Source organism: Streptomyces sp. NPDC008001, assembly GCF_042958085.1.
Classification (GTDB): Bacteria; Actinomycetota; Actinomycetes; order Streptomycetales; family Streptomycetaceae; genus Streptomyces.
The window spans coordinates 440,194-467,099 of the sequence record NZ_JBIBIZ010000003.1; the positions used below are offsets into that span (position 1 = coordinate 440,194).

Sequence of the window (26,906 nt, forward strand, 5' to 3'; positions counted from 1 at the left end):
GGCGGAACGGGCGATCCGAGCGCTCAGAGCGGGAGATCCGTGCGTTCAGAGCGGGTGGTCCGAACCCTCGGAGCGGGCTGTACCGGCGTCCAGAGCGGCGCAGAGCCAGTCGTGGGCGGCACCGGGCGTGGGCTGCGACGGGCCGGTCAGCTCGGCGGTGAGCTGCCAATAGCGGTCGATGCGGGGATCCGCGGCCAGCATGCCTCCGAGCGCGCGGCGGAAGGCGGGAGTGTCGCGCGCGCCGCACGAGCGGGCGTAGGCCGCGACGAAGCAGTCGAGCGCCTCGCCGTCGTGCGGCGGCCGCTGGGCGCGCAGCTCGGGCGACGCCAGGGCGTACGCCTCGCCGAGGCCCTCGTACAGCATCGCCGGGCGGTAGCCGCTGCCGGACTTGTGCGCTGCGGGCTGACCGTCGGCGCCCGGCGTCGGGGGGCAGGGGCGGGAGACGAAGGCGTGCAGCCGGGCGAAGGCCAGGACCTGCGCCGGAGTCGGGTCCGCGGGCGGCTGCGGAACCGCCTGTTCGAGGATCGAGGAGACCAGCCGGGCCGGGAGCCGCGGGGGCAGCCAGCCCCGCCAGAAACGGGTCAGGGCGTCCGTACCGGGCGGGGCGGACACGGCGCCGACCAGCCGCAGCCGGTCGGCGCGCTCCCCGGCGGAGCAGTCCCGCAGCAGGTGCAGGGCCGCCTCCCGCCAGCGCAGGGCGGCGAGCTGCGAGCCGAGCTCCCTGAGCTGTCCCGCGATGACGTCCTCCAGGACGTCCTCCCGCTCGAGGACGCGGCCCACGTCCGGGACCGGCAGGTCGAGTGTGCGCAGGGAGCGGATCAGCCGCAGGCGGTCGAGCGCTTCGGGACCGTACCGCCGGTGGCCGCCGGCGCTGCGGCCCGCCTCGGGCAGCAGGCCGCGGTCCGAGTAGAAGCGGACGGTCTTGACGGTGACGCCCGCGCGTTCGGCGAGCTCCCCGATGCTCCACATGCCGTCAGGTATCACGGCTTGAACCTCCCCCAGCTGGAACTTTTACCGTACCGGCGAGCGCGGACGGCCCCTCGGGGCGGGCCCGCGGACCGAGCCGTACGAGGAGGAGACCATGACGGCATTCGTCCTGGTGCCGGGAGCCCACACCGGTGGCTGGATCTGGGAAGAGGTCGCGGACCGGCTGCGGGAATCGGGGGCGGAGGCCCGTCCCGTAACGCTGGCGGGCATGGGGGAGCGGCGCCACGACGGGGTGGTCGCCGGCCGGGAGGGACAAGAGGCCCAGGAGAACCAGAGGGACCAGAAGGGCCAGGAGGCTGCGGAGGCCCTGGAGTCTCCGGCGACTCTGGAGACCCACATCCGGGAACTCGTGCGGCTGATCGACGAGATGGACGCCCCGGAGGTGGTGCTGGTCGGGCACTGCTACGGCGTCCACCCGGTGCTCGGCGCCGCCGCGCGGCGCCCGGAACGGGTCGCCCGGATCGTCTACGTGGACACGGGTGTGCCCCAGGACGGTGCCCCGGCCCTGGAGCTGATACCGGATCAGGTGGTCCGCGACGGGCTGCGGCGCCGGGCCGGGGAGGCCGGGGGCGGCGGGCAGCTCTCCCCGCCGGCGCCCGGCGAGTGGCAGCGGTGGGGCAGCGTCACCGGCATTCCCGCGGACGCGCTGGACCGGCTGACCGGCCTCGCCGCGCCGCAGCCGCTGGGAACGCTCACGCAGCCGCTCCGGGTGCCGGGGGAAGCGGTCGCCGGCCTGCCGACCACCGGAGTTCTCTGCACCGCCAACGGGTCGAGCATCGCCCTGATCGAGTCGCTCGTGAGAATGGGCGACCCGCGCCTCACGGCACTCGTCCACCCGCGGATCGGCTTCTTCGAACTCGGCACCGGGCACTGGCCGATGCTCTCCGCCCCCGGAGAGCTGGCCGCGGTGCTGCTCCGCGCCGCCGCGGACGAAGGGCACCGGCTGTCCGCGCAGGCGGACGAGCAGCCGGACTTCCTGCGGCCCTTCGCCCTGGACGTGCCGGAGCAGCGCCGCGAGCGGGTGGGCCGGGTCGACCTCCACCTGCCCGCGTCCGGTGGCCCGCACCCCGCCGTCGTCTTCGTGCACGGCGGCCCGGTGCCCGCCGATCAGCGGCCCACCCCGCGCGACTGGCCGTTCTACGCGGGCTACGGTCGGTACGCGGCGAGCCTGGGAGCGGTCGGCGCGGTGCTCGACCACCGGCTGCACGACCTCGCCGACTACGAGCGCGCCGCGGAGGACCTCGCGGACGCGGTCCGGCTGGTACGAGCCGATCCGCGCGTCGACGGTGACCGCGTCGCGCTGTGGTTCTTCTCCGGCGGCGGGCTGCTGTCGGCGGACTGGCTCGCGGCGCCCCCGCCGTGGCTGCGGTGCGTGGCGGCGAACTACCCCGTCCTCGCACCGCTGCCGAACTGGGGGCTCACCCGCTCCCGGTTCCGGCCGGCGGCCGCGGTGCGCACGGCGGGGCGTCTGCCGGTCGTGCTGACCCGGGCGGGGCTGGACTTCGCGGAGATCACGGCGACGATCGAGGAATTCCTCACCGCCGCCGAGGACTGCGAGGCCGCGGTCGAGGTGATCGACGTCCCGGACGGCCACCACGGCTTCGAGACGATCGACCACACCGAACAGACCCGCCGGGCCGTGGAACGCGCGATGCGATCCGTGCTGGGACACCTGGGACAGCACCTGGGGCCCCTGCGGGAGTCATGACCGCCGGGCGGCCGCCCAGGCCCCGGCGAACCGCCTGACCGACCCGAACCGCTCCCCGGGATCCTCCCGGGTGGCCCGCTCCACGACCGCGAGCTGAGCCCGGCTGCCGCGCCAGGCGCGCTCGGCATCACCGGCGTCGAGGAGCAGCCGCGCGGCGCGTCCCAGGGTGAAGACCGTGGTGCGGATGTCGATGGTGGCACCGCGGACGAACTCCTCGGGCGCCATGAACCGCCGTGAACCCGGCAGCCGCTCCTCCTCCAGGACGAACGGCCCCGGGCGGTACTCGTCGAGGTCGATCAGGTGCACGGTGCCGGCGGCGAAGTCGTAGAGCAGCGAGCCGTCGTAGAAGTCCACGGCGACGTGGCCCGCGTCCTCCACCGCGAGGTGCGCGTCCAGGATCCGGTCGAAGGCTCGCATGACGAGGGGGAGGGGCAACGCCCGGAAGCGTGCCATGGGGCTGCCGGGGGCGGTGCGGTCCGTGGTCCCGTGCGCGGTGGAATGGTAGAGAACCTCCCCCTCGCGCCACGGCATGACCACGGCCCGGCTGCCGTGTACGGAGATGCGGTGGACCTGCGGGACGATCGCCGGATGCCGCACGGCCCGGTGAAAGGCCCAGGCCCGCTCGAGGGACCGCCGCGCGCCGTCGGTGACCGCCTCCTTGACGAACCAGCGCTCCCCGTCGGGAAGGCGGACTCCGTAGGACACGCATCCGGAGTCCTGGTCCCGGAAGGCGGTGAAGATCCTGCCGACGCGGCGGAGATGAGACTCCACGGATGCGGATGCGGATGCGGATGCGGTTGTGGTCGCGGCCGTGTCCAGTAACGGGTGGGGAGGCATGCCGGCATCGTGCCACTTCGTCGTCGGCGCCGGCGGGCAGCACGGCGGTACGCCCCCTCCGCCGGCGGTGGGGGCGTATCGGGGCCGAGGCGGGCGGCCGATCGGCTTGGCGGGTTATGCGGCTTATTCGACGACGAGCTCGACGGGGATGTTGCCGCGGGTGGCCTTGGAGTACGGGCAGACCTGGTGGGCCTGCTCCACGAGGCGGGTGCCCGTCTCGCCGGCGAGGCTGTCGGGGAGCTCGACGCGGAGGACGACGGACAGGCCGAAGCCGGTGTCGTCCTTGCCGATGGCCACCTCGGCGGTGACGGAGACGTCCTTCGTGTCGACCTTCGCCTCGCGGCCGACCAGGCCGAGGGCGCTCGCGAAGCAGGCGGCGTAGCCCGCGGCGAAGAGCTGCTCCGGGTTCGTCCCTTGGCCGCTGCCGCCGAGCGCGGGAGGCATGGCCAGCGCGAGGTCGAGCCGGCCGTCCGAGCTCACGGCCCGGCCTTCGCGGCCGTTGGCGGTGGCGACGGCGGTGTAGAGCGCGTCCATGGGAGCTCCTTCGGTTGGTTCCTGCACGCGTGTGCGCGTTCTTGCACGGAGGTAACGTTCCGCACGGCAAGAGCATCGCACACAACTGAGTTGTGCACAATTAAATGTGGTGCGGGATACCCTGGAGCCATGACCGCCCCGCCCTTCCCCCTCCCGGACGACGCGGAGCTCCTCCGCCTCGACCACCAGATCTGCTTCTCGCTGCACGCCGCGGCCCGCGCCTTCGGCGGCGTCTACCGCGACGCCCTCAAGGACCTCGGCCTCACGTACCCGCAGTACCTGGCCATGCTCGTCCTCTGGGAGGAGCCCGGCCCGCTCCCCGTCAAGGCCATCGGCGAACGGCTCCGGCTCGACTCCGGCACGCTCTCCCCGCTGCTCAAGCGGCTCGAAGCGGCCGGCCTGGTGGTGCGCGAGCGCAGCACGGAGGACGAGCGCTCGGTCGTGGTCCGCCTCACGGAGGCCGGTGCGGAGCTGCGCGGGCGCGCGCTGCCCGTGCCCCGCCGGATCGTCACCGCGACCGGTCTGTCCCTGGACGACGCCCTCACCCTGCGCGGGCTCCTGGAGCGGCTCACCGAGAACCTCGACGCGACACAGGCCGGGGAGCGGTGACCGGCCGCGCCATACCCGGAACGCCCGGATGATCCGCTTATCGTGACCGTATGCGTGAGCCCATGGGTGAAGAGAGCGGACCTGCCCACGCACCCCGGGCCCGTAGCCGCCTGCAGGAATTCCGCCACTCGCCGTTCTTCCCGGCCACCGTGCTCCTGCTCATCCTGGCCGCGGCCGCCGGCCTCTTCGCCGGCTCGTACACCTACGCCATGGCCAACCCGACACCGCACAACATTCCCACCGCCGTCACCGGCGTCCCCGCCCCCGAGATCAAGCGGGCCGAATTCGTCCAGGGCATGGAACAGGCGCTCGGTGCCGAGCTCCGGCTGCGCCACTTCGCCACCTACCGGGACGCCCGGAACGCCGTCGACGACCAGCAGGTCTACGCCATCCTCCAGGACCGTCCCCACTCCGCCGCGCTGGACGTCTCCGGAGCCTCCGGCGCGACCGTCGCACAACTGCTGACCGAAACCGCGCCCCAGGTCGGCAAGGCCATCGGCGTGCCCGTGACCGTCAAGGACGTCATTCCCCTGCAAAAGGGTGACCCGCGCGGTCTCGCGCTTTTCTACGTCAGCCTCGCCGCGATCATCATCGGATTCGTCGGCGCCATTCAGCTGGGCGTGCACGCCTCCGCACTCAATCCGGCCGAGCGCATCGCCTTCACCGCCGGGTATTCCGTACTGGGCGGCTTCACCATCGCTGCCGTCGTGGACTGGGGACTGGGCGCCGTCAGACTGCCGTTCGGGGAATCGTGGCTGATCCTCGCGCTGACGATGTTCACCTCGGGCATGGTCTACACGATGTTCCACGCCTTGTTCGGGCGCTGGGCGATGCTGCCCACGTGGGGGCTGATGGTCCTGCTCGGCAATCCCTCCTCCGGCGGGGCCGTGTCCTGGCCCCTGTTGCCCTCCCTTCTCGGCGAGATCGGCCGCTGGCTGCCGCCCGGAGCCTCGGTGAACGCCCAGCACACGGCCGTGTACTTCCGGGGCCACCAGCACGCCTTCCCGTTCGTCGTCCTCGCCGGCTGGGCCGCCGTCTCGTGCACCGTGTTCTGGATCTGGCGCCACCGCCACCCCGGCGGACGGGACACGGGCGCCGCCGACCCCGCATAAGGGTCCGCGCGGCGTGAGCGGACATCCGCACCTGGTGACGGAATGGGCCGCAGCGTGTGAGGCGGCTCATGAGGCCTGGGTCACTTACGAATTCCTTTAGTGATGTGTGCTGCCCGAAATAGGGGGTCCGTTCGGGGTGTTCGTGGGGGTCGATGAAAGGGGGTAGTAGGTCACAGTGCTTGTCAGGGGTTTTGGGCGCCGCTAACAATTACGGGGTCGCTGGGCGCCGTCGACCGAGAAACGGCGCTTCGTTATTGCGCCGATTCAGGGCCAGGCGGCATCCGCGATTGGAAGGTTCAGCTCAGATATGCGCTCCACCGTCTCCGCTTATACCCGTCTGCCCAAGATTCACAAGTTCTCCGTGGCCGGCATTGCCGTGACCGGTGCCGCCGTCGTCGCGGTCGCCGTTGCCCCGCATGCTTTCGCTGCCGATGCTGCCTCCTCGGCGTCGGTGAAGCCGGTGGCGTGGAGTGCTGAGGCGTTCGGTGAGACGCAGCAGGACGCGCTGGACCAGCAGACCACTGCTGCTGTGGCTGCGGCGAAGGCGGATGCGGGTAAGGCGAAGGCGGACAAGGAGCGGGCCGAGAAGCAGGCCGCCAACCGTTCCACCGAGCGCAAGGCCCTTGCGGCCAAGCCCGCCGCCCCGGCGAAGAAGGCTGCTCCGGCGAAGAAGGCCGCCCCGGCCGCTCCCGCTGCCCCGGCTGCCCCCGCGAAGAAGGCCTACGGCAACAACGTCGATGGCTGGATCAGCGAGGCGATGGACATTCTGCGGGCCAAGGGCATCCCGGCCTCCTACGACGGCATCAAGCGCAATGTGATGCGTGAGTCGACCGGTAACCCGCGTGCGATCAATGACTGGGACGTCAACGCCGTCAACGGTGTGCCGTCGAAGGGTCTGCTGCAGATGATCGACCCGACGTTCAAGGCGTACCACGTCGAGGGCACCTCCTGGGACATCTACGACCCGGTCGCCAACATCACCGCCGCCTGCAACTACGCGGCCGACAAGTACGGCTCCATGGACAACGTGAACTCCGCGTACTGATCCACAGCGGCCAGTAGATCAAACACCGCGAGGGCGGTGGCACCCCTGATCAAGGGGCGCCACCGCCCTCGCGCATATGTACAGGGGTCACCGGGGCCCGATAGGAATGGACGGCCCCGGATGTGGCATGCGATGGACAGATGACGCAAGAAGAACGCGGAGGGACACGATGTCACAGAACGCCCTGCCCCTGACGAAAGCAACAACGGCCACCACGGCCGCGGCGATAGCAATGGCGACCGCGGCCGTCCTCGGCACCGCGGGCGCCGCCCCCGCCGCTCAGTCGGCCGCCGAGTCCACGCCGACCTGCGACGTCTCCGGCCTGCGGGCCACGCTGAACGACAAGGGCGGCCACCAGGTCGGCATGTCCCACGAGGGAACCGTGCTGGTGCTGACGAACACGTCCGCCCGCACCTGCGCCCTGCGCGGCTACCCCGGCCTGCAACTCGAGGACGCCCACCACAAGGCCGTTGCGACGAACACCAAGTGGGGAAGCACGTACTTCATCCCCGACCCCGGCAAGAGCACGCTCCTGCTGCGGCCCGGCGGCTCGGCGGAGGCCGCCCTCGCCTGGGCCCACGCCGATGCCCCGCGCATGGTGCAGGCCGGCTACCTGCAGGTCACGCCCCCGGCCTCCCGCGGTCACCTGACCATCCCGTTCGACAAGACGGTCACGAACGGCGACCTGTCCGTCACCGCTTTCGCGCACAGCATCGACGTCTCCTGAATTGCGGAGCCGCGCGCCCGAGCCGTAGGCCTGGTGCCCCGGACCGGTCACCACAGCCGCGCCGGCCACGCCGAAGGTTGGAAAGGGAACCCGTTCGGCGTAATGCGCAATGCGCTGTCCGGGGTAGGTGACTGGTGGTACCCGCTCGGTAACCGCGGCTCCCCGGGAGCCGCAAACGCCCGCCTTCGCGAGCGCCCGCCCGGCGTACCGCACCAGGGGGCGAGATGAGCACACCCGCAGCGATCCGCATTCTGCGCAGCGCCGATCTGATGGATCTTTCCTTCGGCTTTCCCGGGTTGCGGCTCGACGAGACGGCGGGGAGGCGGCGGCTGGTCCGCGCGGATCCGCAGCGGGACGGTCTGCTCGTCGTCACGCTCGGCCCGCAGCACGTGGTGGAGCACGCTTTCAGCGATCAAGCGCCGGGTGAACCCCGGGATCTGCCGGTCGACTCCCGCATCAGCGGCCGGAGCGTGCTGGTCTTCGAAGTCGGACCGCAGGACTCCGTCGACTACACCGAGGACGGGCTGCTCGGTGCCATGGGCCGGCTGCCGCTGCGCGTCGTCGACGCGGCCCGCGAAACCGGCCGTCCCCTGGCCGTGACCGTCAGGCCCGCCGGGGCTCCGACCGGCGACGGTGACGGCGAGGACGAAGGCGCCGGCGGTCACGACTCCACGGCCAGGGCCTTGGCCCTCGTACGCCTGCTGCGCACGACCGCGGAACTCGCCGCGCGCTACGGACTCCGGCCCACCCTCGAAGCCGCTGCCGCGGCGGGGGCGGTGATCGAGACGTCCGAGCCCGGACCCGGCACTCCCACCCCCGCCGACACGGCAGCAGTCGCAGGCCCCCAGGATCCCCTCGCCGACCCCGACCACCCCGCCACCGGCATCGAACTGCCCTACCGCCTCTACCTCTCGCCCTCCCAGAACGGCCGCTGGATCCACCGCGGGGCGGTCGCCGAGCCCGGCCCGGGCGAGCGCGTCGAGCTGTGGCACACGCGCCTGGACGGCACCAAGGTGCGCGCCGTGTGGGACAGGGAGGGCGGCCGGGGGCCCGGCCCCGCCGAACCTCCGCCCTTCCGGCAGGCGCTCCTGCCGGAGGACCGGCAAGACATCGTCGACCTCACCGCCAACGCGGCCCTCATCAGGCCCGGCGGACAGCCCTACGTCCCCAAGCCCGTCGACGTGGCCGTCCTGATGCTCTCGGCCGTCGGCGGCTGGCTGGACAGCCTCGGGACCTGGCCCGAACGCCCCGTGGGCATTTCGCTCTCGGAATGGCGCAACCGCACGACGATGGGGCGCGACCACTACGTCCGGGTGATGCGGGAGGGATTCCTGTGCCCGTTCGGGCACAAGGCGGTCCTCGTCACCGTCACCGAGCGCAAATTCGCCGACCCGCGCGCCGCCTATCTGATCCAGCGGGAATTCGTCGTGGTCCGCGAGCCCCTGCGCACGTACGACCCCACGATTCCGCTGCCGGCCAGTGCCGATCCGGCCGGCGATCTGACCAATGTGCTGTTCCCGTTCCGGAGCGTGCGCATCGACACGGTGGTGACGCCGGACCTCATCCCGCCGCTGCCCGGCGAGCGGCAGAAGTTCTTCCCCAGGACACCGTCCGAAGACCCGTTCCGGTTCAAGGTCACCGCGGTGGACCACAGCGGCCGGATCGTCGAATTCCGCACCCCGCTGCGATTCCTCGACGAGGCCAAGGCGTCCGGCACCGAACTCGCCCGCGCCGTGGGCGAGTACAACGACCTGGACCACAGCCCGCCGACGGCCGCCACCGCTGCCGCGGCCGTCGAGGTCCCCACCCTCACCGGCGCCGACCTGCTCGGGCAGACCGTGGCGCTCGCACCCACGGAACGCCCCGGCGACACCAGCCTCGACGTGGCGCAGATGGTGTGGGGCATGGCGGCGCCGCCCGCCCTCGCCGACCCCGGCCCGGCCGATCCGGCCCGGTCGAAGAACGCCCGGTTCGTCCCGCAGCTCCGGTGGGCCTACGCCACCGTGCCCGCGGTCAAAGCACTCACAGGCGCGGACACCACCGTGCCCGTGGCCTACGCCAAGCGCTACGCCCTCTCCGGCTTCGCGCAGGCCGCCGATCCCGTCCGCCTGCCCAACAAGGGCCAGGTCTTCCTCAGCCTGCTCACGCCCGCCGGCAATCCGCTCGCGATGGACTTCCAGCGGCAGAGCGACCGTGCGGGCGGGCTCTCGGCACCCAGCATCGCCGTAGCGGGACTGTCGCGCCTGACGGGACCCGTCTCCGGCGTCGCGGACGCCCTCCACACGGATCCGCTGGAGCTCATCGCGAACGGCACCTTCCAGCCGGACAAGTTCTTCCGTCCGCTGGACGTCCTGGATCAGATCGGCCCCAACCTGCTCGGCCTGATCCCGCTCGCGAAGGTGATCAGGCTGGTCGACGGCCTGGACAAGCCCCTGAAGGTGCCGAACTTCTTCACCGAGACCATCACCGCGGTCACCGGCTTCCTCTCCGACCTGCGGCGCGTCCGTGAGCTGATCACCCACGAGATCGACCGCTACCCGGCCGCCGCGCGCCGCGTCACCGACACCGCGGAGACGTTCGTCAGGACCGTCGGCGACTTCATCGAGCAGCGGCTCCCGGGACGCACCACGCCCCCCACCACCTCGATGCAGGACGTCGACAACGCCTTCAACGCCTTCGCCGCCGCCCTGACCGACCTCCTCGCCGCCCTGCCGGCCGACGCCGACCCCGGCGTACGGGCCCTGCTGATCCGCGTCCGGCAGCAGGTCGCGACCTGGACCACCGCCGCCGGACAGGCCCTCGCCCTCCGCGACGCCGTGGAGAGGGCGGCCCTGGGCGCCAGGCTCCCCGAGACCGTCAACGCCCGGCTGGAGTGGAACCCGGGGATCCAGCAGTTCCCGGCGGACGACCCCGTCTTCGTACCGGAACCCGACGGCCGCTTCTCGATCGTCGTCGACGTGCGCGGATCGCTGCGCTCCGACCTGACCGCCGGCGCGGACATCACGTGCAGCCTGGAGAAGTTCAGCCTCCTGCTGATCCCCCCGCCGTTCCAGGTCCTGAAACTGGCCTTCCGGCACGTCCGCTTCAGCATGCGCGCCGGCCGGAAACCCGACATCGACGTCGTCCTCGGGAGCGTCGACTTCACCGGGCCCCTCTCCTTCGTCCAGACCCTCCGCCGGCTCATCCCCGTCGACGGCTTCAGCGACCCGCCGGGCATCGAGGTCACCCCCTCGGGCATCACCGCCCGCTACGCCCTGCCGCTGCCCAACCTCGCCATCGGCGTGTTCAGCCTGGAGAACCTGCGCCTGGGCGCCTACCTCGACCTGCCCTTCATCGGCCGCTCGGTGGAGATCGGCTTCTTCTTCTGCACCCGCCAGGCCCCCTTCCGGCTCACCGTCTCCCTCCTCGGCGGCGGAGGCTTCTTCGGCATCGTGCTGACGCCCCAGCGGGTGGCCGTACTGGAAGGATCCCTGGAATTCGGCGCCGCCCTGTCGATGAACTTCGGGGTGGCCAGCGGCAGCCTGTCGGTGATGGCGGGCATCTACTACCGCCTGGAGCCCGGTTCGGGCGAGTCCCGGCTGACGGGCTACTTCCGGGCCCGGGGCGAGGTCGACATCCTCGGCATCGTCTCCCTCTCGATCGAAATCTGCCTCGAGCTCACCTTCGAGCTGCCGAACACGGTCTCCGGGCGGGCCCGCATCTCCGTCAGCATCCACATCGGCTTCTGGTCGCAGTCGGTCACGATCGAGTGCGAGAAGCGCTTCGTGGGCTCGGGAAACTCCCTGACCCCGCTGAGCGGCCCGGCCGCCGCGGACGGGGCGACGGGGCCGGAGGCCGGCGCCGGCCGGCCGGTCACCTTCGCCGAAATGATGGCGCCCTACCCCGACCCGGTCACCGGCGTCCGGCGCGACCCCGTCGCCGAGTACTGCACCGCCTTCGCGGAAGTGAGCTGAGCCATGCCCGAGACGATCCGGTGGACCGTACTGCCCGACGGACCGGCGGCCGACGGGAAGCTCCGGCTGACCGTCCTGGTCAGCCCGCGCCTGACCGGAGGCGACACCCTCAAGTCCTTCCCGGGCTTCAAGGACTGGCCGAAGACCCTGCGCGACTACGCGGCCGCCCTCCAAGTGGAGTTCAAGGGCCCCGGCGGCTCCGTGACCGTGCCCACGCAGCCGCAGACCGGCCGCTTCCCGCCGGCCGACAGCGCCCTGTGGCCGCAGCTGTTCGGCCCCGAGACGAAGGTGAGCCCGCCGGCCGGAGCCCTCGCCGTCGCCCCCGCCGGGCCGCCCACCCTGCGCTCCTTCCCCAGCAGGGCCGTCCACGAGCAGATCAGCGCGCTGTACGAAGCGGCGGTGACCGCCACGGCCCACCGCCGGGCCTTCCCGGGCACCGGCTCCGAACCGCAACTCGGCGCCGCCGGGGCCTCGGCCGCACCGGCCGCCGAGACCCCGGGCAGCTGGGACCACCCCCGGACGCAGGACCTCGGCACCAACCTCACCGGAACCATCCGCGCCTTCTCGCGCGACGTGGCCGGCAGCTACGCCCGGCTCGACCGGCTGATCCACGGGACGCCGGGCGGCGGAACCACCGGCGACGGCGGCCCGCACGCCGCCCGGGACACGAACCCGCACGCGGGCCAGGACGCGAGCCCGCACGCCGTAACGGACGCGAACCCGTACAGGCCGCTCCACATCGACCGCACCCGGCCGGACTACAAGAACGACCACGCGCTGCTCGGCCTCGCCGAGATGTACCGCTTCTACGACCGCGCCACCCCCGCACGGCCCGCCGTACCACCGGCCCGGCAGGACGAGCAAACCTCCGCCGAGCCGCCCCCTCCGCCACCGCCCGCCCCGCCCGATCTCGACTTCCACGCGGCCTGCGCCCTCCTCGCCGACTACCCCGAACTCCTGCGCCGCTTCGGCCTGGCCCTCGACCTCCTGGTCACACCCCCGCCCGGGCTGGCCGACCAGTGGCAGGCCCGGGTCTCCTTCACCGCCGCCCAGGGGCAGCTCAACACCGACCCGGGCCTGCGCCCCTGGACGGCGCTGCGGTACGCCGAAGGCCGGCGCTTCGAGGCGTACGCGGCCGACGACGGGCTTTACGGCCACCGGATGCTCCGGCTGGGCGCCGACGAGGTGCACACCCTCGACCTCGACGTGGACGGCGCCGCGATGAAGTACGTGGAGTTCTCCCGCATCGTCGACCAGGTGCTGACCGGCACGGGCGAGCCGGGCCACGCCACGTCCGGCGAGCCCACCGCGCTGCCGGCCCTGCACGGCGCCGGCCTCACCGTCCTCTACGAGGGCCGTGACGCCTCGCTCGCCGACCAGATGGAGGCCGACGCCCGCCACACGGCCGGAGTCGGCCCCGACGGCCGCCCGGTCGAGGCGGCGGTCCTCGACGCAGCCCACCTCGTGCGCGGCTACCGCGTCGACGTCGGCGTCGTCGATGCCACGACCGGCCGCGTCACCGCCTGGTTCCCGCTCTGCGCCCGCACCGGTGACTACGCCGTCAGGCCGCCCGGCAAGCCCCCCGTCCCCCTCGCGGCGGGACCCGACGAGGGCCACGTCAAAGCCACCGCCGTGACCGGCGACAAGACCGGCGCCAACCAGCTCTTCGTCCACCAGGCCCTGTTCGGCTGGCACGGCTGGAGCCTGGCCGCGCCACCGCCCGGCCGGACGATCGGCGCCGACAACCAGCCCCAGGTGCCCGACCCCGAGGTCTCGGACCGCTTCCCGCTGGCCGCCAGGTTCCGGCCGGCCCCGGGCAGCCTGCCCGCGCTGCGCTACGGCCGCACCTACCGGCTGCGCGCCCGCCTGACCGACCTCGCCGGCAACAGCCTCGCACCCGGCGCCCCGGCCGTCGAAGGCACCGCGACCGATCCCGTCACCTACGCCCGGTGGGAACCCGTCCCGCCCCCTGCGATCGTGCCGAAGTGGCCCTTCCTGGAAGGCGAGTCCGAGCCGCGCCTGGTGATCCGCAGCACCGTCGACGAGCACGGGGCACCCATGTCCCCGCTGGAGTGGGCGACGCGAAGGAACGGCGAAGTGCCCGACCACGGCCGGGGGGACCCCCTCGACGGCCCCGACCGGCGCTACCGCTCCTTCGACGAACGGCACCTCAGCCCGCCCAAGTCCTCGCTGCTCATGGCCGAACAGCACGGGCAGTACGACGGCGTCTTCGGCCCCGGCAAACCGGACTCCGTCCGCGCCGAGTACTTCGCCGCCGCCTCCCGCGAGGACGGCACCTACCTCGACACCGTGGTCCGCCTCGCCGAGAACCCGCACCTCAGCCGCGACCTGAAGGCCGGCCACGCCATCCACGTCGTCAAGCACAACCCGCACGACACATCGCCGCCCACCGAGCTCCCCGTGGCGCGCGGCAGCGGCCTCCGGCAGGGCGAGTATGTCATCCACACCGCCGATCAGCTGCTCCTGCCCTACCTGCCCGACGTCCTCGCGCGCGGCGTCTCGCTGCGCGGGCTGCCGGGCGCGCGGCCCAACGAGACGTACGACTTCACCGGGCCCTGGCCGCAGGCGCGGCCCCTGCGGCTGAGGATCGAGGAGGGCGACGGCCCGCCGTCCCCGCCGGTCAACGGCGTCATCACCGTCTTCCTGCCCAAAGGCCGGACCGCGACCGTCCGCATGAGCTGCCGGGTCGACGCCGCGGACCTCGGCCTCTTCCGCGTCTGGCGGCTCCTGACCGGATCGGCGCTGTGGAACGACCCCGTACGGCTGCCGCAGCAGAAGAAGGACGAGCTCACCGCCGCGGCCGCCGCCGGCGAGAACTGGATGATCACGCCATGGGTGGACGTCACCCTCGTACACGCCGTGGAACGGCCGCTGGAGCCCCCGGTGCTGGGGGACCTGACGTTCGCCCGCGAGCCCGGGGGGACCTCCGCCGGGATCTCCGGTTCCCTCCGCACGCACGCCGGGAGCACCGGGCGGATCGACCTCGACGCGACGTGGACTGAGTGGCACGACGACGTCACCGAGCCGGAGCCCCGGCGGATCACCGGGCACGACCACGCCGCCGAGACGACACTGGAGCCCTTCGAGAACGACATCCGGCTCGGCGGCTTCCGGCACGAGATCCGCCACGAGTTCCGCGACACCCGGCACCGCAACGTCACCTACACCCCGACCGCGACCACCCGCTTCCGGGAGTACTTCCACCCGGCGATCACCGACCGGGCCGAGCTGATCACCAGCCGGGGCCCGGGCAGCGCGGGCCCCTCCGGCAACGGATGGCCCGTGCCCAGCAGCCGCCGCCCCGAACCGCCCGAGATCAGCCACCTCGTGCCGACGTTCGGCCGGCAGCGCAGCGTCGACCACGCACTCCACCAGGTCACCCGGACCCGCCGGCACGCCGGGGTCCGCGTCTACCTCAAACGCCCCTGGTTCTCCTCGGGCGACGACGAACTCCTCGCCGTCGTCCTCGACCCGGGCAGCCACCTGCCGGCCGAACTGGTGACCCGCTGCGGCACCGACCCCGTATGGGCCGACGACGCCGTCCTGCCCCGCCTGAGGCCGGGCAACTTCCCGAACGCCGCACGGACCGCCGAGGGCGTGCTCGCCGAAAACGTGGGCGACGCGCCCGTGAGCGTGCCGCTGGCGCTCTTCCCGCCCGCGTTCGACAGCAGGCTGGGGCTCTGGTCCTGCGACATCGACGTGGACCTCGGCGACCTGGCCGACAGCCCCGCCTACTTCCCGTACGTGCGCTTCGCCCTCGCCCGCTACCAGCCCTTCTCCCTCGACCCGCTGCACCTGTCGAAGGTCGCCCTCTCGGATTTCGTCCAGCTGCTGCCCGACCGGACCGTCACCGCCGCCATGGCGCCCGGCAACCGGATCCACCTCGAACTGAGCGGACCGGCCGCCTCCAACGCCCTCGGCCGACTCGCGGGCACGGGCCGGGCCGCGATGGCGGCGAGCCGCCGCGTCCTCGCCACGGTGCAGAAACGCGCCCGCGGCGCCGGCGACCTGGAGTGGTCGGCCGCCGGACCGGCCGTGGAACTGACCTGCGCCGAGCGCGGCACCGGGTTCGTGTGGGCCGGCGACCTGACCCCGCCGGCCACGGCCCTGCTCACCGACTACCGCCTCCTGATCGAGGAACACGAGACCTACCTCACCGACCGGGCCACGGCCACCGGCACCCTCACGGCCGGCGGCGCCGAGCACCCGGTGGCGCGCCGGCTCGTCCACGCCGACTACTTCGGCCTGACCGTGACGCTGCTGGGCCGCATCGTCCTGGAGGAGTGAACGCCTGACCGCCGGCCCGTAGGCGGTGGGGTGAGACCCTTGGCAGCAACCGCCCTTGGTGGGAGTGAGTGCACGGTCACCCTGGGTGCCGGATTTGCCGAATAAGTTGATCAATGACATTTTCGTTCCGTTTGCGGCAATGTCTGACGGGCAGCCTGGCAGCGGGCGTTCCGGCGATGCGCGGGGGAGTGCGGTAGTGATGGGGCATCAGTTGCGGGTCGGTGCGGGCGTGGCGCTGGTGTGTGCGGCCGGCCTGGCACTGGCGGGCTGCGGCGGGGGCGGCTCGGACGAGGCGGGCGGCGCCGGCGGCTCCAAGTCGCCCGCCCGGACCGCGTCCCCTTCCCGGCCGGCGCCGGGGAACGGGAAGGGCAGCGGCGGCGGTGACGTCCTGCCGGGCCTGCCGTCGGCGGGCGAGGCGCGGAAGCAGCTCTCCGGGCTGACGGTCGCCAAGCCCCGCCCGATGACCGGCTACAGCCGCGACAAGTTCCCCCACTGGGCCCAGCAGGGCAACAAGTGCGACACGCGCGAGACGACCCTGGAGCGCGACGGCCGGGGCGTGAAGCGCGACGACCAGTGCCGCGCGGTGTCCGGCACGTGGCAGAGCCTCTACGACGGCAAGACCTTCTCCGCCGCTTCCCAGGTCGACATCGACCACATCGTGCCGCTGGCCAACGCCTGGCGCTCGGGCGCGGACCAGTGGACCACCGACCGGCGCAAGGCATTCGCCAACGACCTCACCCACCCGCAGGTGCTGACCGTCTCGGCGGCGTCGAACCGCAGCAAGGGCGACCAGAGCCCCGACCAGTGGCAGCCCCCGGCCAAGACCGCCTGGTGCGTCTACGGCCGGGCCTGGACCTCCGTGAAGTCCACCTACGGGCTGACCGTCACCGAGGACGAGAAGAAGATGCTCAACACCATGCTGGACACCTGTACCTCGTGACCTCACGCGGCCGGCCGGCGGCACCGGCCGTCATATGACCTCCCGGAGGGCATTGGTGGCGCAGTGCACTTCACCACCGCCGAGGTGCGCCCAGGAGAAGTTCTCCACCCAGTGGACGCGTACGCCACCGGTGGCCAGGGCGCGCTCGGTCTCTGCGCGGAAGAGATCACGGCCGGCCACCTGCGGTCCGTGCGGGGCGGGGGCGGCGTAGTCGCGGGCGGTCAGGGACAGACCGTTGGCCAGGGCGGGGGAGAAGGCGATGTGGCGGCGCGGCAGGCCCTTGCCCGCATCGGCCCGGACGTAGAGCACCGGCAGGCGCACGATCTCCTGGGGCTTCAGCCCGGTCTCCCGCAGCAGGACCGCCAGCTGCCCGTCGATGTGGCGGGCGGCATCCGCATTGTCACCGGCCTGCTGCTCGTAGCGCAGGAACTGGTCGACGGTCGGCCGGTCACCGGCGGCCGTGCCGGCGAAGAGGTGCCGGCCGCCCTCACCCGCCCGCCGGGCCCGCTGGAGCAGTTCCACGGCTTTGCGGGGGTCGGACACGGCCAGCGTCCAGCCGCGTGCGTTGTCCGCCCGGACGACGTGGACGGTCTCGTCGGCATGGCCGACCAGCAGCCAGGACGTGTCCAGCACGACCGGGGGCTGCTGCCCCTGGGCGTTCAGCATGCCCACGAACGACGGGTCGGGGCGGCGCTCGGCGCTGCTGCCGTAGAGGATCCGGCCCCGCGGGTGGCCGGCGTACGGCGGGAGGGACTCGAAGTTGCCCGTGAAGTTCAGCAGTTCGTCGACGTTCTTCTCGCGCTGCGCGGTGGGCGTGTACTGCTGGACCACGCCCACGCCGGGTCCGCGCAGGTCGCGGAAGAGCAGCCGGCCGGCGCGGCGCAGGCTGGCCGAACGGCCGTCGGGCGACGTCCAGTAGTTGGGGGAGCGCAGCAGGATGCGCAGGATCTGCGGGCCGTGGGGCGTCGGCCTGGTGACATACCCGGGCTCGGCGATGTCCTGGCGCCAGATGTCACGCCACCACTGCGAGGTGCCGCGCTGGAACCGCAGCTCGCCCTCGGGCAGGCCGGACTCCTTCGCGGCCTTGCGCAGGGAGTCCGCGAACTCCTGCCACTGCCCCGGGGGCCGGGACGAGGCCGGGACCTCGGCGGGCTGCCCCACCCCGGGCCCCGGCGCCGCCGCGAAGACGTGCTGGGCGCGCTGCAGGTCGTGCTGGAGAAGCACCGGGGCCACCTGCAGTTCCGCCCGGGCGGAACGGGTGTCCCCGTGCTCCTCCACGGACAGCGTCACCGCTATGCGGCCGTCCCACCGCTTGCGGTCGCGGACGATGTCGCGGGCCTCCACGGCCAGCCGCACGCCGCGCCGCAGCTCCTCCGCGCCGAGCCGGCCGCCGGCCCCCAGCGAGACGTACTTCCCGCCGCGGATGACGAAGATGCGCGCGTACGGACCCTGGGCGGCGGGCAGCGCGACTCGGGCCCGGGCCTGCCCGCCCACCGCCAGGGGCGGCACGCTCAGCGGCGTGAGGTCCTTGGCGTCGTCGGCGCCGTTCACCACCTCGTCGGCGGCGTCGTTGCACGCGGCCAGCCGTTCGTCCACGGCCACGTCGAGCCGGTCCAGGTCACCGGGGCGCAGGGTGCAGCGGCGCGCGTCGTCGTCGAGATTCGGCAGCACGACCGGGCCCTCGGGCATGCGCAGTTCGGGACGGGCGGAGAGAGCAGCGGGCGGGGCAGCAGCTCGGGCACCGGCCGGGGCGACCAGCGCAGTGGCGACCGCTGTACAGGCCAGCGCGCCGGCCAGCGAAGTCCGGGTGAGCAGTGGTCTTTTCATGCCTTTACTGTCACGCCGCCGGCTGCCGTGCCGCATCGGCCACCGGGTGGAGCCCGGGTTGAATCCTTCGATGCACCCCGGGGTGGAGGCTCCTCCACTCACAGGTGGAGATCGCATCCCGCCCCGGCATCGTTCTCCCGGACGGAGCCGCTGTTCTTCCGTCCTTCTCCGGGCGGAGGCCCAGCTGGTCTTCGCGGACGATGTCCCGTCGCTCATCGGGCCCGACTGTGGAAGGAGGAGTTCACCTTCGGCAGCAGACATCCGTGCGCGTGAGAGCAGGAGCGGTCCATGGCAGAAGTGACACGGCGTGGGGTACTGGCGGGCGCGGCTGCGCTCGGCGGAACGGCCGCGGGGCTGGGAGCACCCGGCCTCGCGACCCCTGCGGCGGCCGCGACGGTCGCGGCAGCAGGCGCACGGACGGCGGCAGAAGCCGTCCCGCCGCCGCTGGGTCCCGTCACTGCCGGCCCGGATGATCTGCGCTACCGGTCACTGACGCACCGCGGATGCAACGCGCGCTTCGCCGGCACGCCGGACTACGTCCGCGTGGCCGGGTCGACGGAGCAGGTCGTCGATGCCGTGCAGCAAGCCGTGCGCGAGGGCAGGCGCATCGCCGTCCGCAGCGGCGGGCACTGCTTCGAGAACTTCGTCGACGACTCCGCCGTCCGCGTCCTCATCGACGTGTCTCCCATGACCGCCGTCTACTACGACGCCGGCCGGCGGGCGTTCGCCGTCGAGCCCGGTGCCTCGCTCGGCGAGGCGTACCGGAGACTTTTCCTCGGCTGGGGAGTGGTCATCCCGGCGGGCGCCACCGCGGAGGTCGGCGTGGGCGGGCACGTCCTCGGAGGCGGTTACGGCGCCTTGTCCCGCCGGTACGGCCTGGCCGTGGACCACCTGTACGCCGTCGAGGTCGTGGTGGTGAACAAGCGGGGCGAGGCTTCGGCCGTGGTGGCCACACGGGAGGCGGACGATCCCCACCGCGACCTGTGGTGGGCGCACACCGGCGGCGGGGGCGGCAACTTCGGCATCGTCACCCGCTACTGGTTCCGCTCTCCCGGAGCCGAGGGCTCCGATCCCGCACGGCTGCTGCCCCGCGCCCCCTCGTCCGCGCTCACCTTCAGCGCTTCGTGGTCCTGGAAGGACCTCGACAAGGCCTCCTTCACCCGGCTGGTGCGCAACCACGGGGGCTGGTACGAGCACAACAGCGCCCCCGGCTCCGCCTACGCGGGCCTGTTCAGCGTCTTCATGCTCAACGGCCGCAAGTCCGGCACCATCGACCTGGTCGGGACGCTCGACCCGACCGGATCCCGCGCCGAGCGGCTGGTGGACGACTACGTGGCCGCGGTCGGCCGCGGTGTGCGGGCAAAGCCCACCCGGAGCCGGGAGGAGCAGCCGTGGCTGCAGGCCGCCGCGAACGTGCAGGAGACCCCTCCCGCGTTCTTCAAGGCCAAGGCCGGCTATCTGCGCAAACGGTTCACGGACCGGCAGGCGGATGCCCTCCACGACCACTTGGGCGGCACGGAGGGCGGCAGGATCAGCGGTTCGGTGTGGCTCGTCTCCTACGGCGGGGAGGTCGCCACCGTGGCTCCCGACGCGACTGCGGTCGCGCAGCGGGACTCCGTCCTCAAGGCGGTCTACCTCACGGGATGGGACGACCCGCGCGACGAGGAGCGGAGCCTGTCCTGGGTGCGCGGCCTCTACCGTGCCGTGTACGCGGACACCGGCGGCGTACCGGTGCCCGGCGCCGTCAGCGACGGCTCCTTCATCAACTACCCCGACACCGACCTCGCGGACCCGGCCCTCAACACGTCCGGCACGCCGTGGCAGACGCTCTACTACAAGCAGCACTACCCGCGCCTCCAGCAGGTGAAGGCGCGCTGGGACCCCCGCGACGAGTTCCGCCACGCCCTGTCGGTCCGCCTGCCCCGGTAGCGGGCACAGGCGCGGGAACAGCGTTTCGCCGCCCTCGGCGGTTATGCCCGCGCGTAGTCGCCGAGGGCCGGGTCGAGCAGGCCGAACGTCCGGACGGCCTCTCCCTCGAGGACCGCCGCGATCTCGGCGTTGGTGCGTCCGGCGAGGGTGAGGTCCTGGATGCGGCGGAAGAGGACGCGGTGCACGCCGATCAGCAGGGCCGCGGCCGCGCGCGGGGTGATGTCGTCCGCAGCTGCGCCGGTGGCCTCGGCGAGGGCGGCGGCCAGGGCTTTCTCGCGCTGGTCGTGCAGACCGCGCAGGCACGCCGAGAGGGTGGGGCTCCCGGCGATCATGCGGGTGAACTCCGGCCCGGCGAAACCGGCCACGGGGTCCTGGGCGGCGACGGCCGAGAGGAAGGCGCGCCGCAGGGCCGCCAGGGCGGACTCGCCGGGTTCCCGCGCGGCGACGGTACGCGCCGGGCCGGTGACGAACGCGTCCTGGTGGTCCAGCGCCATGTCCTCCTTGCGCGGGAAGTAGTTGGTGACCGTCTTCTTGGCGACGCGGGCGGCGTCGGCGATCTCCGCGATGGTGGTGGCCTCGAAGCCCTGCCGCATGAAGAGCCTGGTGGCGTGATCCGAGATCAGCTGCCGCGTCTCGCGCTTCTTGCTCTCGCGCAGGCCGGTGGTGGCGGGGCCGCCGGTCGTCTCAGTACCCATGGAGGAATATTACCCCTGACGTATTTTTACATTGACTCCCCAAGATCGTTATGCCTAAAGTTACCTCCGACGTAAATTTACCCCGAGGGGACTGTTCTTGATCGTCACCACTGTTCCCGCTGCTCCCGGCCGGGCCGAAGCCGTCCGCGGGCGGCTCGCGGAGGCGCCCGCCACCCGGCTCCCCGCCGACGCGGACGTCTCCGGCGACTGGGTCAGCGCGCCGGGCGCCGGCGAGGGCGCCCTCGTCTACGTGCACGGGGGCGGGTTCACGCGCTCCCTGCCCGAGGCCGAGCGCGTCATGGCCTACCGGCTGTCGGCGGCGACCGGTCGCCCGGCCGTGCGCGTGGACTACCGGCTCGCTCCCGCCCACCCCTACCCCGCGGCGCTCGAAGACGTCCTGGCCGCCTGGCAGGACGTGGTGAACCGGGGCATCCCCGCCTCGAAGGCCGTCCTCGCCGGCGAGTCCGCCGGCGCCACCCTCGTGCTCTCCGCCCTGCTGGAGCTCCGGCGGACCGGCGGACCGCTCCCGGGCGCCGCAGTCGCGATCTCGCCCGTCCCCGACCTGGCCTTCACGGGGGCGTCACCGTCCGCAGATGACGGCAGCGACGGCAAAGACGTGATCAGCCGCAGCGCCCTCGAAACCGTCAGCGCCCAGTACCTCGCCGGCGCTCCGGCCGACCGGGCGCCGCAGTCGCCGCTGTACGGAGACCTGCACGGCCTGCCGCCGCTGCTGCTCGCGGCCGGCGGTGACGAGGTGCTCCTCGGCGACGTCCGCCGGTTCGCCGAAGCCGCAGACGCCGCCGGAGCGAGCGTCCGCCTGGACATCCACGAAGGCATGCCGCACGCCTTCCACCTGACGGACCAGGGGGACGTCCTGCTGGAGACGATCGGCCGGTGGCTGGCCGACCCCGTCCGCGAGTTCACCGTCAGCACGCCGGAAGCGGGCCCCTACGCCCTCACCGAAGGACCGGACGGCGCCCTGTGGTTCACCCTGACCCACCAGGGTGCGATCGGCCGCAGAGAAGCGGACGGGCGTCTCACCGTCCACCCGCTCGGCGACGGCACCGGCCCGACGGTCATCGCACAGGGCCCCGACGGCGCCCTGTGGTTCAGCGAGTACCAGGCGCACCGCATCGGCCGGATCACCACCGACGGCAAGGTGTCCTCCTTCGCGCCGCCGACCGCCGAGGGCGGCCCGTTCGGCATCGCCGCCGGACCCGACGGGGCGATGTGGTTCACCCTCTCCGGCGCCGACCGCCTCGGCCGGATCACCACCACCGGCGACATCACCGAATACCCCGCGCCGGGCGCCTTCCCGTCCGCCATCACGGCCGGCCCCGACGGAGCCATGTGGTTCACCCTCAACCAGGGCAACGCGATCGGCCGGATCACCATGGACGGCCGGACGACCGCCTACCCGCTGCCCACCGAGGCCGCAGCACCGGTGGGCATCACCGCAGGGCCGGACGGGGCGCTGTGGTTCGTCGAGATCGGCGCCGGGCAGGTCGGCCGCATCACGGTGGACGGCACGGTCACCGAACACCCGCTTCCCGACCGCGCTTCCCGGCCGCACGCGATCACCACCGGCCCCGACGGGGCCCTGTGGTTCACCGAATGGGGCCGCGGCCGCGTCGGGCGGATCACCGTCGACGGCAGGATCACCTCCCACGACCTGTCCGCGCCCACCTCCGAACCGCACGGGATCACCCCCTACGGCGGGGCTTTGTGGTGCGCCCTGGAGACCGGCTCCCTGGCCCGGATCGAGGTCTCCGGGTGACACCGGAGCCACGGGAGCTCGACACACATCCGCACACCTACGCGTACACGCACATGCAGACGCACGCCACGGCACAGGGGGCACGAGTGACGCAGCCGGAAACCTTCGACGCCGGAGCCGAGTTCGACCGGCAGCTCCGCACCTTGACCGAGCTCGGTTACCCGGCGCTCGCAGGCCTGGCCCCCGAGGAGTTCGGCGCCCGGCTCGCGCCCCTGCGCGCCGACGCCGTCGCGTACGGGGCGGCCGAGAGCCGGCCGTACGACCCCGCGGGCGGCCGGGTGCCGTTCCTGCTGGTCGTCACCCGGAACCTGGCGCCCGTCGAGGAGACGATGCCGCGCACCGCCCTGCCGGGCGGAAGCCGTCCCGGCTTCGTCGACCACTCCTTCGAACCCGGCTCCCTCGAACGGTTCGTCGCCACCCAGGAGACCGGGCTTCCGCACGACCGGGACGCCTACCTGCTCTTCGGCGTCGAGCGCGGCGAAGAGTTCTGCGGCGTCGTACCGCACGAGGCCATGGCCACCATCGCCGGGAGGAGGCGCACCCTCCTCACCATCGAGGAGGGCGTCGCGCTCATCACCCTCTTCCCCCGCATCCTCGTGAAGAACAAGTGCTTCTCCCTCGGCGGCTCACGCTCGGGCGACCGCCGGGTCCCGGCGCTCTGGATCAGCGGGAAGGCCCCCAAGCTCGGGTGGTGCTGGCAGGGCAACCCGCACACCTGGCTCGGCATGGCTTCGGCGGCGGCCCGCAGCCGCACGGAGTAACCCGGCAGGATCCCTACGCGCGGAACGCCGCGGGCCGTTCCCTCGGCGCCTCGGAGAGGGCCTTGGCGACGGCTTCGACGCCCGCCCGGAGGCCGTAGACGGGTGTGTCCGGCTGCTGGCGCCAGGAGTCGTCGATACCGCCGGCGTCGACCGTGTCGAAGCCGAGCTCGTCGATGAGGCGCCGGACGGTCTGCTTGGCGGCCTCGTCGTCACCGGCCACCGGCACGGCGAGCCGCTCCGGGTGACCGGCGGGCAGCGGCTTGTCGAGGATGTCCTGGGCGTAGGTGCCGTTGAACGCCTTGATGACGCCGTGGCCGATGTGCTGCTCGGTCCACCGGCTCTCCGGGAGGCCGTCCTCGATCGCGGCGATCCGGCCGTCGCGCTCCTTGGGGTAGTAGTTGCCGGTGTCGATGACGGCGACGCCGGGCGCGGCCTCGTCGAAGAGCCCGGACGGCAGGTCCGGGACGGCCTTCAGCGGCACGGTCACCACGACGACCTCGGCGTTCCGGGCCGCTTCGGCGACGGTCACGGGCGTCGCGCCCGTCTCCGCCGCGAGCTCGGTGAGGGTGTGGGGGCCGCGCGAGTTCGCGACGGACACGTCGTGGCCCAGGGCCGTGAGCCGGCGGGTGAGGTTGCCGCCGATGTTGCCGGCGCCGATGATCCCGATCTTCATGGTGGGTCCTTCGAGGGCTGGTGATGATCTCGTGTCAGTGGCCAACTCCAGGGGACCGGGGACTATTCCGGCTGCGGGACCGGTTTCCGCCGGCCGTGTCAGTGGTCCGTGCCGGAGGCCGGCGACTGATCCCGCTCCAGCGCGAACGGGCCGGCACCCCCTCCCCACTGCCCGGCCGTACGGCCCCGCCGCTAGCATCCGCACATGGATGCGAGTGCCGGATTCGACCCGTGGTCCCCGCAGTTCGTCGCAGACCCCTACCCGGCGTACGAGCGGCTGCGGGCCGCCGGGCGCGTGCACTGGTTCGGTCCGAGCCGCCAGTGGCTCGTGCCGCACTACGAGGACGTCCGGGCGCTGCTGCGCGACCGCCGGCTGGGGCGCACGTACCTCCACCGTTTCTCCCACGAGGAGTTCGGCCGCACCGCGCCTCCCGCGGCCCACGAGCCGTTCCACGTCCTCAACGGCCACGGCCTGCTGGACCTCGAGCCCCCGGACCACACGCGCATCCGGCGCCTGGTGTCCAAGGCGTTCACCCCGCGCACGGTCGAGGACCTGGCGCCCGTCGTGGCGCGGCTGGCCGGCGAACTGGTGGACGACCTGCTCGCCGCGGGCGGCGGAGACCTGATCGGCGCGGTCGCCGAGCCGTTGCCCGTCGCCGTCATCGCGGAGATGCTGGGCATCCCGGCGGCCGACCGGAAACTGCTCCGCCCCTGGTCGGCGGCGATCTGCGGAATGTACGAGCTCAACCCGGACGAGGCGACGGCACGGGAAGCGGTGCGGGCCTCACTGGACTTCTCCGCCTATCTACGGGAGCTGATCGCCGACCGCCGCGCCCGCCCCGGCGAGGACCTCATCAGCGCACTCGTCCTGGCACACGACGAAGGGGACCGGCTCACCGAGCAGGAGATGGTCTCCACCTGCGTCCTGCTGCTCAACGCGGGACACGAGGCCACCGTCAACACCACCGGCAACGGCTGGCGGGCGCTCTTCCGCCACCCCGGCCAGCTCGCCGCTCTCCGCGCCGACCCCGGTCTGCTGCCCGGCGCGGTGGAGGAACTCATGCGCTACGACACCCCCTTGCAGTTGTTCGAACGGTGGGTGCTCGACGACATCGAGATCGACGGCACGCTCATCCCGCGCGGCAGTGAAGTGGCCCTGCTCTTCGGCTCGGCCAACCGCGACCCCGCCCGCTTCCCGGCGCCGGACCGCCTGGACGTCACGCGCGCCGACAACCCCCACATCAGCCTCGGCGCGGGCATCCACTACTGCCTGGGCGCGCCGCTCGCCCGGCTGGAACTCACCGCCTCCTTCGGTGCGTTGCTGCGCCGGGCACCCCGGCTCCGGCTCGTGGCGGAACCGGAACGGAAGCCGGGCTTCGTCATCCGGGGGTTCCGGGAACTGCTCGTCGAGTGCTGAGCCCGATAGTCACCTTTACGGGTGATACGGCGCATACCTGAGCAAGCGGTGGAGAGAGTGACCACCGATGCTCTCTCGTACGCGGGCGGCCCGGCTGCTCACCGTCCCCCTCCAGGCCGCCGTTCTCCCGACCCACCTCCCGGTCCGCTCACCGACCCGCCTCCCGACCCGCCCCCTGGTCCTCCTCCCGGCCCTGGTCCTCTCGGCCGGGCTCCTCCTGTCCGGCTGCACGGCGCCTCCGCCCCGGCCCGCCCCGGACGAGGTGATCAAGGCGGCCACCCAGCGCCTGACCGACGCCTGCCTGGCCCGTCAGGGCCTCACCCCGCCCCGCCCCGGACAGACCCCGCCGCCCGGCCGGCAGCAGCAGATCTCCGACGCGCTCTTCGGCGCGGGCCGGGCGGAGCTGTCCGTCGCCCTGCCCACCGGCTACGTCGTACGCGCCCACACCGACGGCTGCCTGGCCGCCGCCCAGCAGCGCCTCTACGGCGACCAGCGCCGCTGGTTCCGGGCATCGGTCATCGTCAACAACCTTCAGCCCGAAGCCGACCGCACCCACCGGAGCCTCGCCGAGGTCCGCGACCGGCACCGCGCGGAGATCGCCGACTGGCGGCGGATGCGCGAACACGCCCTCACCGGGGCCACAGCCCTGCTCGACAACCCACCACCGACGGGAGAACCACGACCATGAAGCGCCTGACCGCCCTCCTCGCCGCCGCCCTGATCGCCACCGGCGCCGGCCTGGCCACCTCGGGCAGCGCCCAGGCGGCGTCCTGCCGCAGCGGCTTCTTCTGCGTCTGGACGGACGCGAACTTCCAGGGCATGAAGATCGAGCACAGCGGCGACGACCACTGGTGGGAGGGGGACATGTTCAAGCACGACTCCTCCTGGGCGAACCACGGGGTCTCCGGTCCGGGCGTCCCCGACCACGTCAAGGTGTACGAGGGCCGCAAGCTGCTCGGACACGTCACCCTCTGCCTGGCACCCGGCCAGGAGGTCGGCTACAACGCACGAGCGAACGACAGCGGCGGCTCCCACACCTGGACCAAGACCTGCTGAGCCGCGCACGGC

At 72.8% G+C, this 26,906-nt stretch carries 20 protein-coding genes and 1 pseudogene; 15 read left to right on the forward strand and 6 right to left on the reverse strand.

Annotated elements, in window-relative coordinates; genetic code table 11:
- Positions 1 to 45: 45 nt before the first annotated feature.
- Positions 46 to 969, reverse strand: coding sequence for a MerR family transcriptional regulator (locus tag ACFZCD_RS10365; protein ID WP_391829385.1), 924 nt, complete (start codon positions 967 to 969; stop codon positions 46 to 48).
- Positions 970 to 1,081: 112 nt separating this feature from the next.
- Here ACFZCD_RS10365 and ACFZCD_RS10370 point away from each other — a divergent pair, with 112 nt between their 5' ends.
- Complete coding sequence (locus ACFZCD_RS10370; protein ID WP_391829386.1) at positions 1,082 to 2,695, forward strand: dienelactone hydrolase family protein; 1,614 nt, start codon at positions 1,082 to 1,084, stop codon at positions 2,693 to 2,695.
- Here ACFZCD_RS10370 and ACFZCD_RS10375 read toward each other — a convergent pair.
- Together ACFZCD_RS10375 and ACFZCD_RS10380 are read right to left on the reverse strand one after the other, a co-directional pair.
- Entirely contained in the window at positions 2,690 to 3,532 is an 843-nt protein-coding gene (locus ACFZCD_RS10375) for a serine/threonine protein kinase (protein ID WP_391829387.1), read from the reverse strand. The two genes, ACFZCD_RS10370 and ACFZCD_RS10375, sit on opposite strands and share 6 nt — an antisense overlap.
- Before the next feature lie 123 nt (positions 3,533 to 3,655).
- Complete coding sequence (locus ACFZCD_RS10380) at positions 3,656 to 4,066, reverse strand: organic hydroperoxide resistance protein (protein WP_391829388.1); 411 nt, start codon at positions 4,064 to 4,066, stop codon at positions 3,656 to 3,658.
- A gap of 129 nt (positions 4,067 to 4,195) precedes the next feature.
- Here ACFZCD_RS10380 and ACFZCD_RS10385 point away from each other — a divergent pair, with 129 nt between their 5' ends.
- The 7 genes from ACFZCD_RS10385 (at position 4,196) to ACFZCD_RS10415 (ending at position 16,760) form a co-directional block, all read left to right on the forward strand.
- Entirely contained in the window at positions 4,196 to 4,675 is a 480-nt protein-coding gene (locus ACFZCD_RS10385; RefSeq protein WP_391829389.1) for a MarR family winged helix-turn-helix transcriptional regulator, read from the forward strand.
- Positions 4,676 to 4,737: 62 nt separating this feature from the next.
- Positions 4,738 to 5,787: an ABC transporter permease gene (locus ACFZCD_RS10390; protein ID WP_391829624.1), complete on the forward strand. Its 1,050-nt coding sequence runs from the start codon at positions 4,738 to 4,740 to the stop codon at positions 5,785 to 5,787.
- Between the two features lie 307 nt (positions 5,788 to 6,094).
- A complete protein-coding gene (locus ACFZCD_RS10395) occupies positions 6,095 to 6,832 on the forward strand; it encodes a transglycosylase SLT domain-containing protein (RefSeq protein ID WP_391829390.1) in 738 nt (245 codons plus the stop codon).
- 169 nt (positions 6,833 to 7,001) lie between these two features.
- Positions 7,002 to 7,559: a DUF4232 domain-containing protein gene (locus ACFZCD_RS10400; RefSeq protein ID WP_391829391.1), complete on the forward strand. Its 558-nt coding sequence runs from the start codon at positions 7,002 to 7,004 to the stop codon at positions 7,557 to 7,559.
- Positions 7,560 to 7,783: 224 nt separating this feature from the next.
- The gene (locus tag ACFZCD_RS10405) at positions 7,784 to 11,512 is read left to right on the forward strand and encodes a hypothetical protein (protein ID WP_391829392.1); all 3,729 of its coding nucleotides are present in this window, start codon (positions 7,784 to 7,786) and stop codon (positions 11,510 to 11,512) included.
- Positions 11,513 to 11,515: 3 nt separating this feature from the next.
- Positions 11,516 to 15,820, forward strand: a complete 4,305-nt coding sequence (locus ACFZCD_RS10410; RefSeq protein WP_391829393.1) for a hypothetical protein — start codon at positions 11,516 to 11,518, stop codon at positions 15,818 to 15,820.
- Positions 15,821 to 16,019: 199 nt separating this feature from the next.
- Positions 16,020 to 16,760: an HNH endonuclease family protein gene (locus ACFZCD_RS10415; protein ID WP_391829394.1), complete on the forward strand. Its 741-nt coding sequence runs from the start codon at positions 16,020 to 16,022 to the stop codon at positions 16,758 to 16,760.
- Positions 16,761 to 16,790: 30 nt separating this feature from the next.
- Here the strand turns inward: ACFZCD_RS10415 and ACFZCD_RS10420 are convergent, their stop codons facing one another.
- Positions 16,791 to 18,587, reverse strand: a complete 1,797-nt coding sequence (locus tag ACFZCD_RS10420; RefSeq protein WP_391829395.1) for a protein-arginine deiminase family protein — start codon at positions 18,585 to 18,587, stop codon at positions 16,791 to 16,793.
- Positions 18,588 to 18,875: 288 nt separating this feature from the next.
- On the opposite strand from ACFZCD_RS10420, the gene ACFZCD_RS10425 reads away from it, so the two are divergent.
- Complete coding sequence (locus tag ACFZCD_RS10425; RefSeq protein WP_391829396.1) at positions 18,876 to 20,516, forward strand: FAD-binding oxidoreductase; 1,641 nt, start codon at positions 18,876 to 18,878, stop codon at positions 20,514 to 20,516.
- 41 nt (positions 20,517 to 20,557) lie between these two features.
- Here ACFZCD_RS10425 and ACFZCD_RS10430 read toward each other — a convergent pair whose 3' ends face one another.
- Complete coding sequence (locus ACFZCD_RS10430) at positions 20,558 to 21,211, reverse strand: TetR/AcrR family transcriptional regulator (RefSeq protein ID WP_391829397.1); 654 nt, start codon at positions 21,209 to 21,211, stop codon at positions 20,558 to 20,560.
- 250 nt (positions 21,212 to 21,461) lie between these two features.
- Between ACFZCD_RS10430 and ACFZCD_RS10435 the strand changes: the two are divergent.
- The 3 genes and pseudogenes from ACFZCD_RS10435 to ACFZCD_RS10445 all read left to right on the forward strand — a co-directional run.
- Positions 21,462 to 22,052: pseudogene (locus ACFZCD_RS10435) on the forward strand (alpha/beta hydrolase fold domain-containing protein); the annotation flags it as partial.
- Positions 22,047 to 22,988: a virginiamycin B lyase gene (locus ACFZCD_RS10440; protein ID WP_391829625.1), complete on the forward strand. Its 942-nt coding sequence runs from the start codon at positions 22,047 to 22,049 to the stop codon at positions 22,986 to 22,988. The pseudogene ACFZCD_RS10435 and the gene ACFZCD_RS10440, both read left to right, overlap by 6 nt.
- Before the next feature lie 53 nt (positions 22,989 to 23,041).
- Positions 23,042 to 23,749, forward strand: a complete 708-nt coding sequence (locus ACFZCD_RS10445) for a DUF5701 family protein (protein ID WP_391829626.1) — start codon at positions 23,042 to 23,044, stop codon at positions 23,747 to 23,749.
- Positions 23,750 to 23,762: 13 nt separating this feature from the next.
- Here ACFZCD_RS10445 and ACFZCD_RS10450 read toward each other — a convergent pair whose 3' ends face one another.
- Positions 23,763 to 24,620 carry an NADPH-dependent F420 reductase gene (locus tag ACFZCD_RS10450; protein ID WP_391829398.1) on the reverse strand — a complete coding sequence of 286 codons (858 nt, stop codon included), beginning with the start codon at positions 24,618 to 24,620 and terminating at the stop codon, positions 23,763 to 23,765.
- A gap of 6 nt (positions 24,621 to 24,626) precedes the next feature.
- On the opposite strand from ACFZCD_RS10450, the gene ACFZCD_RS10455 reads away from it, so the two are divergent.
- The 3 genes from ACFZCD_RS10455 (at position 24,627) to ACFZCD_RS10465 (ending at position 26,894) form a co-directional block, all read left to right on the forward strand.
- Positions 24,627 to 25,838, forward strand: coding sequence for a cytochrome P450 (locus tag ACFZCD_RS10455; protein WP_391829399.1), 1,212 nt, complete (start codon positions 24,627 to 24,629; stop codon positions 25,836 to 25,838).
- A 67-nt stretch (positions 25,839 to 25,905) separates the two neighbouring features.
- On the forward strand, positions 25,906 to 26,526 hold the full coding sequence (locus tag ACFZCD_RS10460) for a hypothetical protein (protein WP_391829400.1): 621 nt from the start codon (positions 25,906 to 25,908) through the stop codon (positions 26,524 to 26,526).
- Complete coding sequence (locus ACFZCD_RS10465; RefSeq protein ID WP_391829401.1) at positions 26,523 to 26,894, forward strand: peptidase inhibitor family I36 protein; 372 nt, start codon at positions 26,523 to 26,525, stop codon at positions 26,892 to 26,894. Before ACFZCD_RS10460 ends, ACFZCD_RS10465 begins: the two co-directional genes overlap by 4 nt.
- The last annotated feature ends 12 nt before the right edge of the window (positions 26,895 to 26,906 follow it).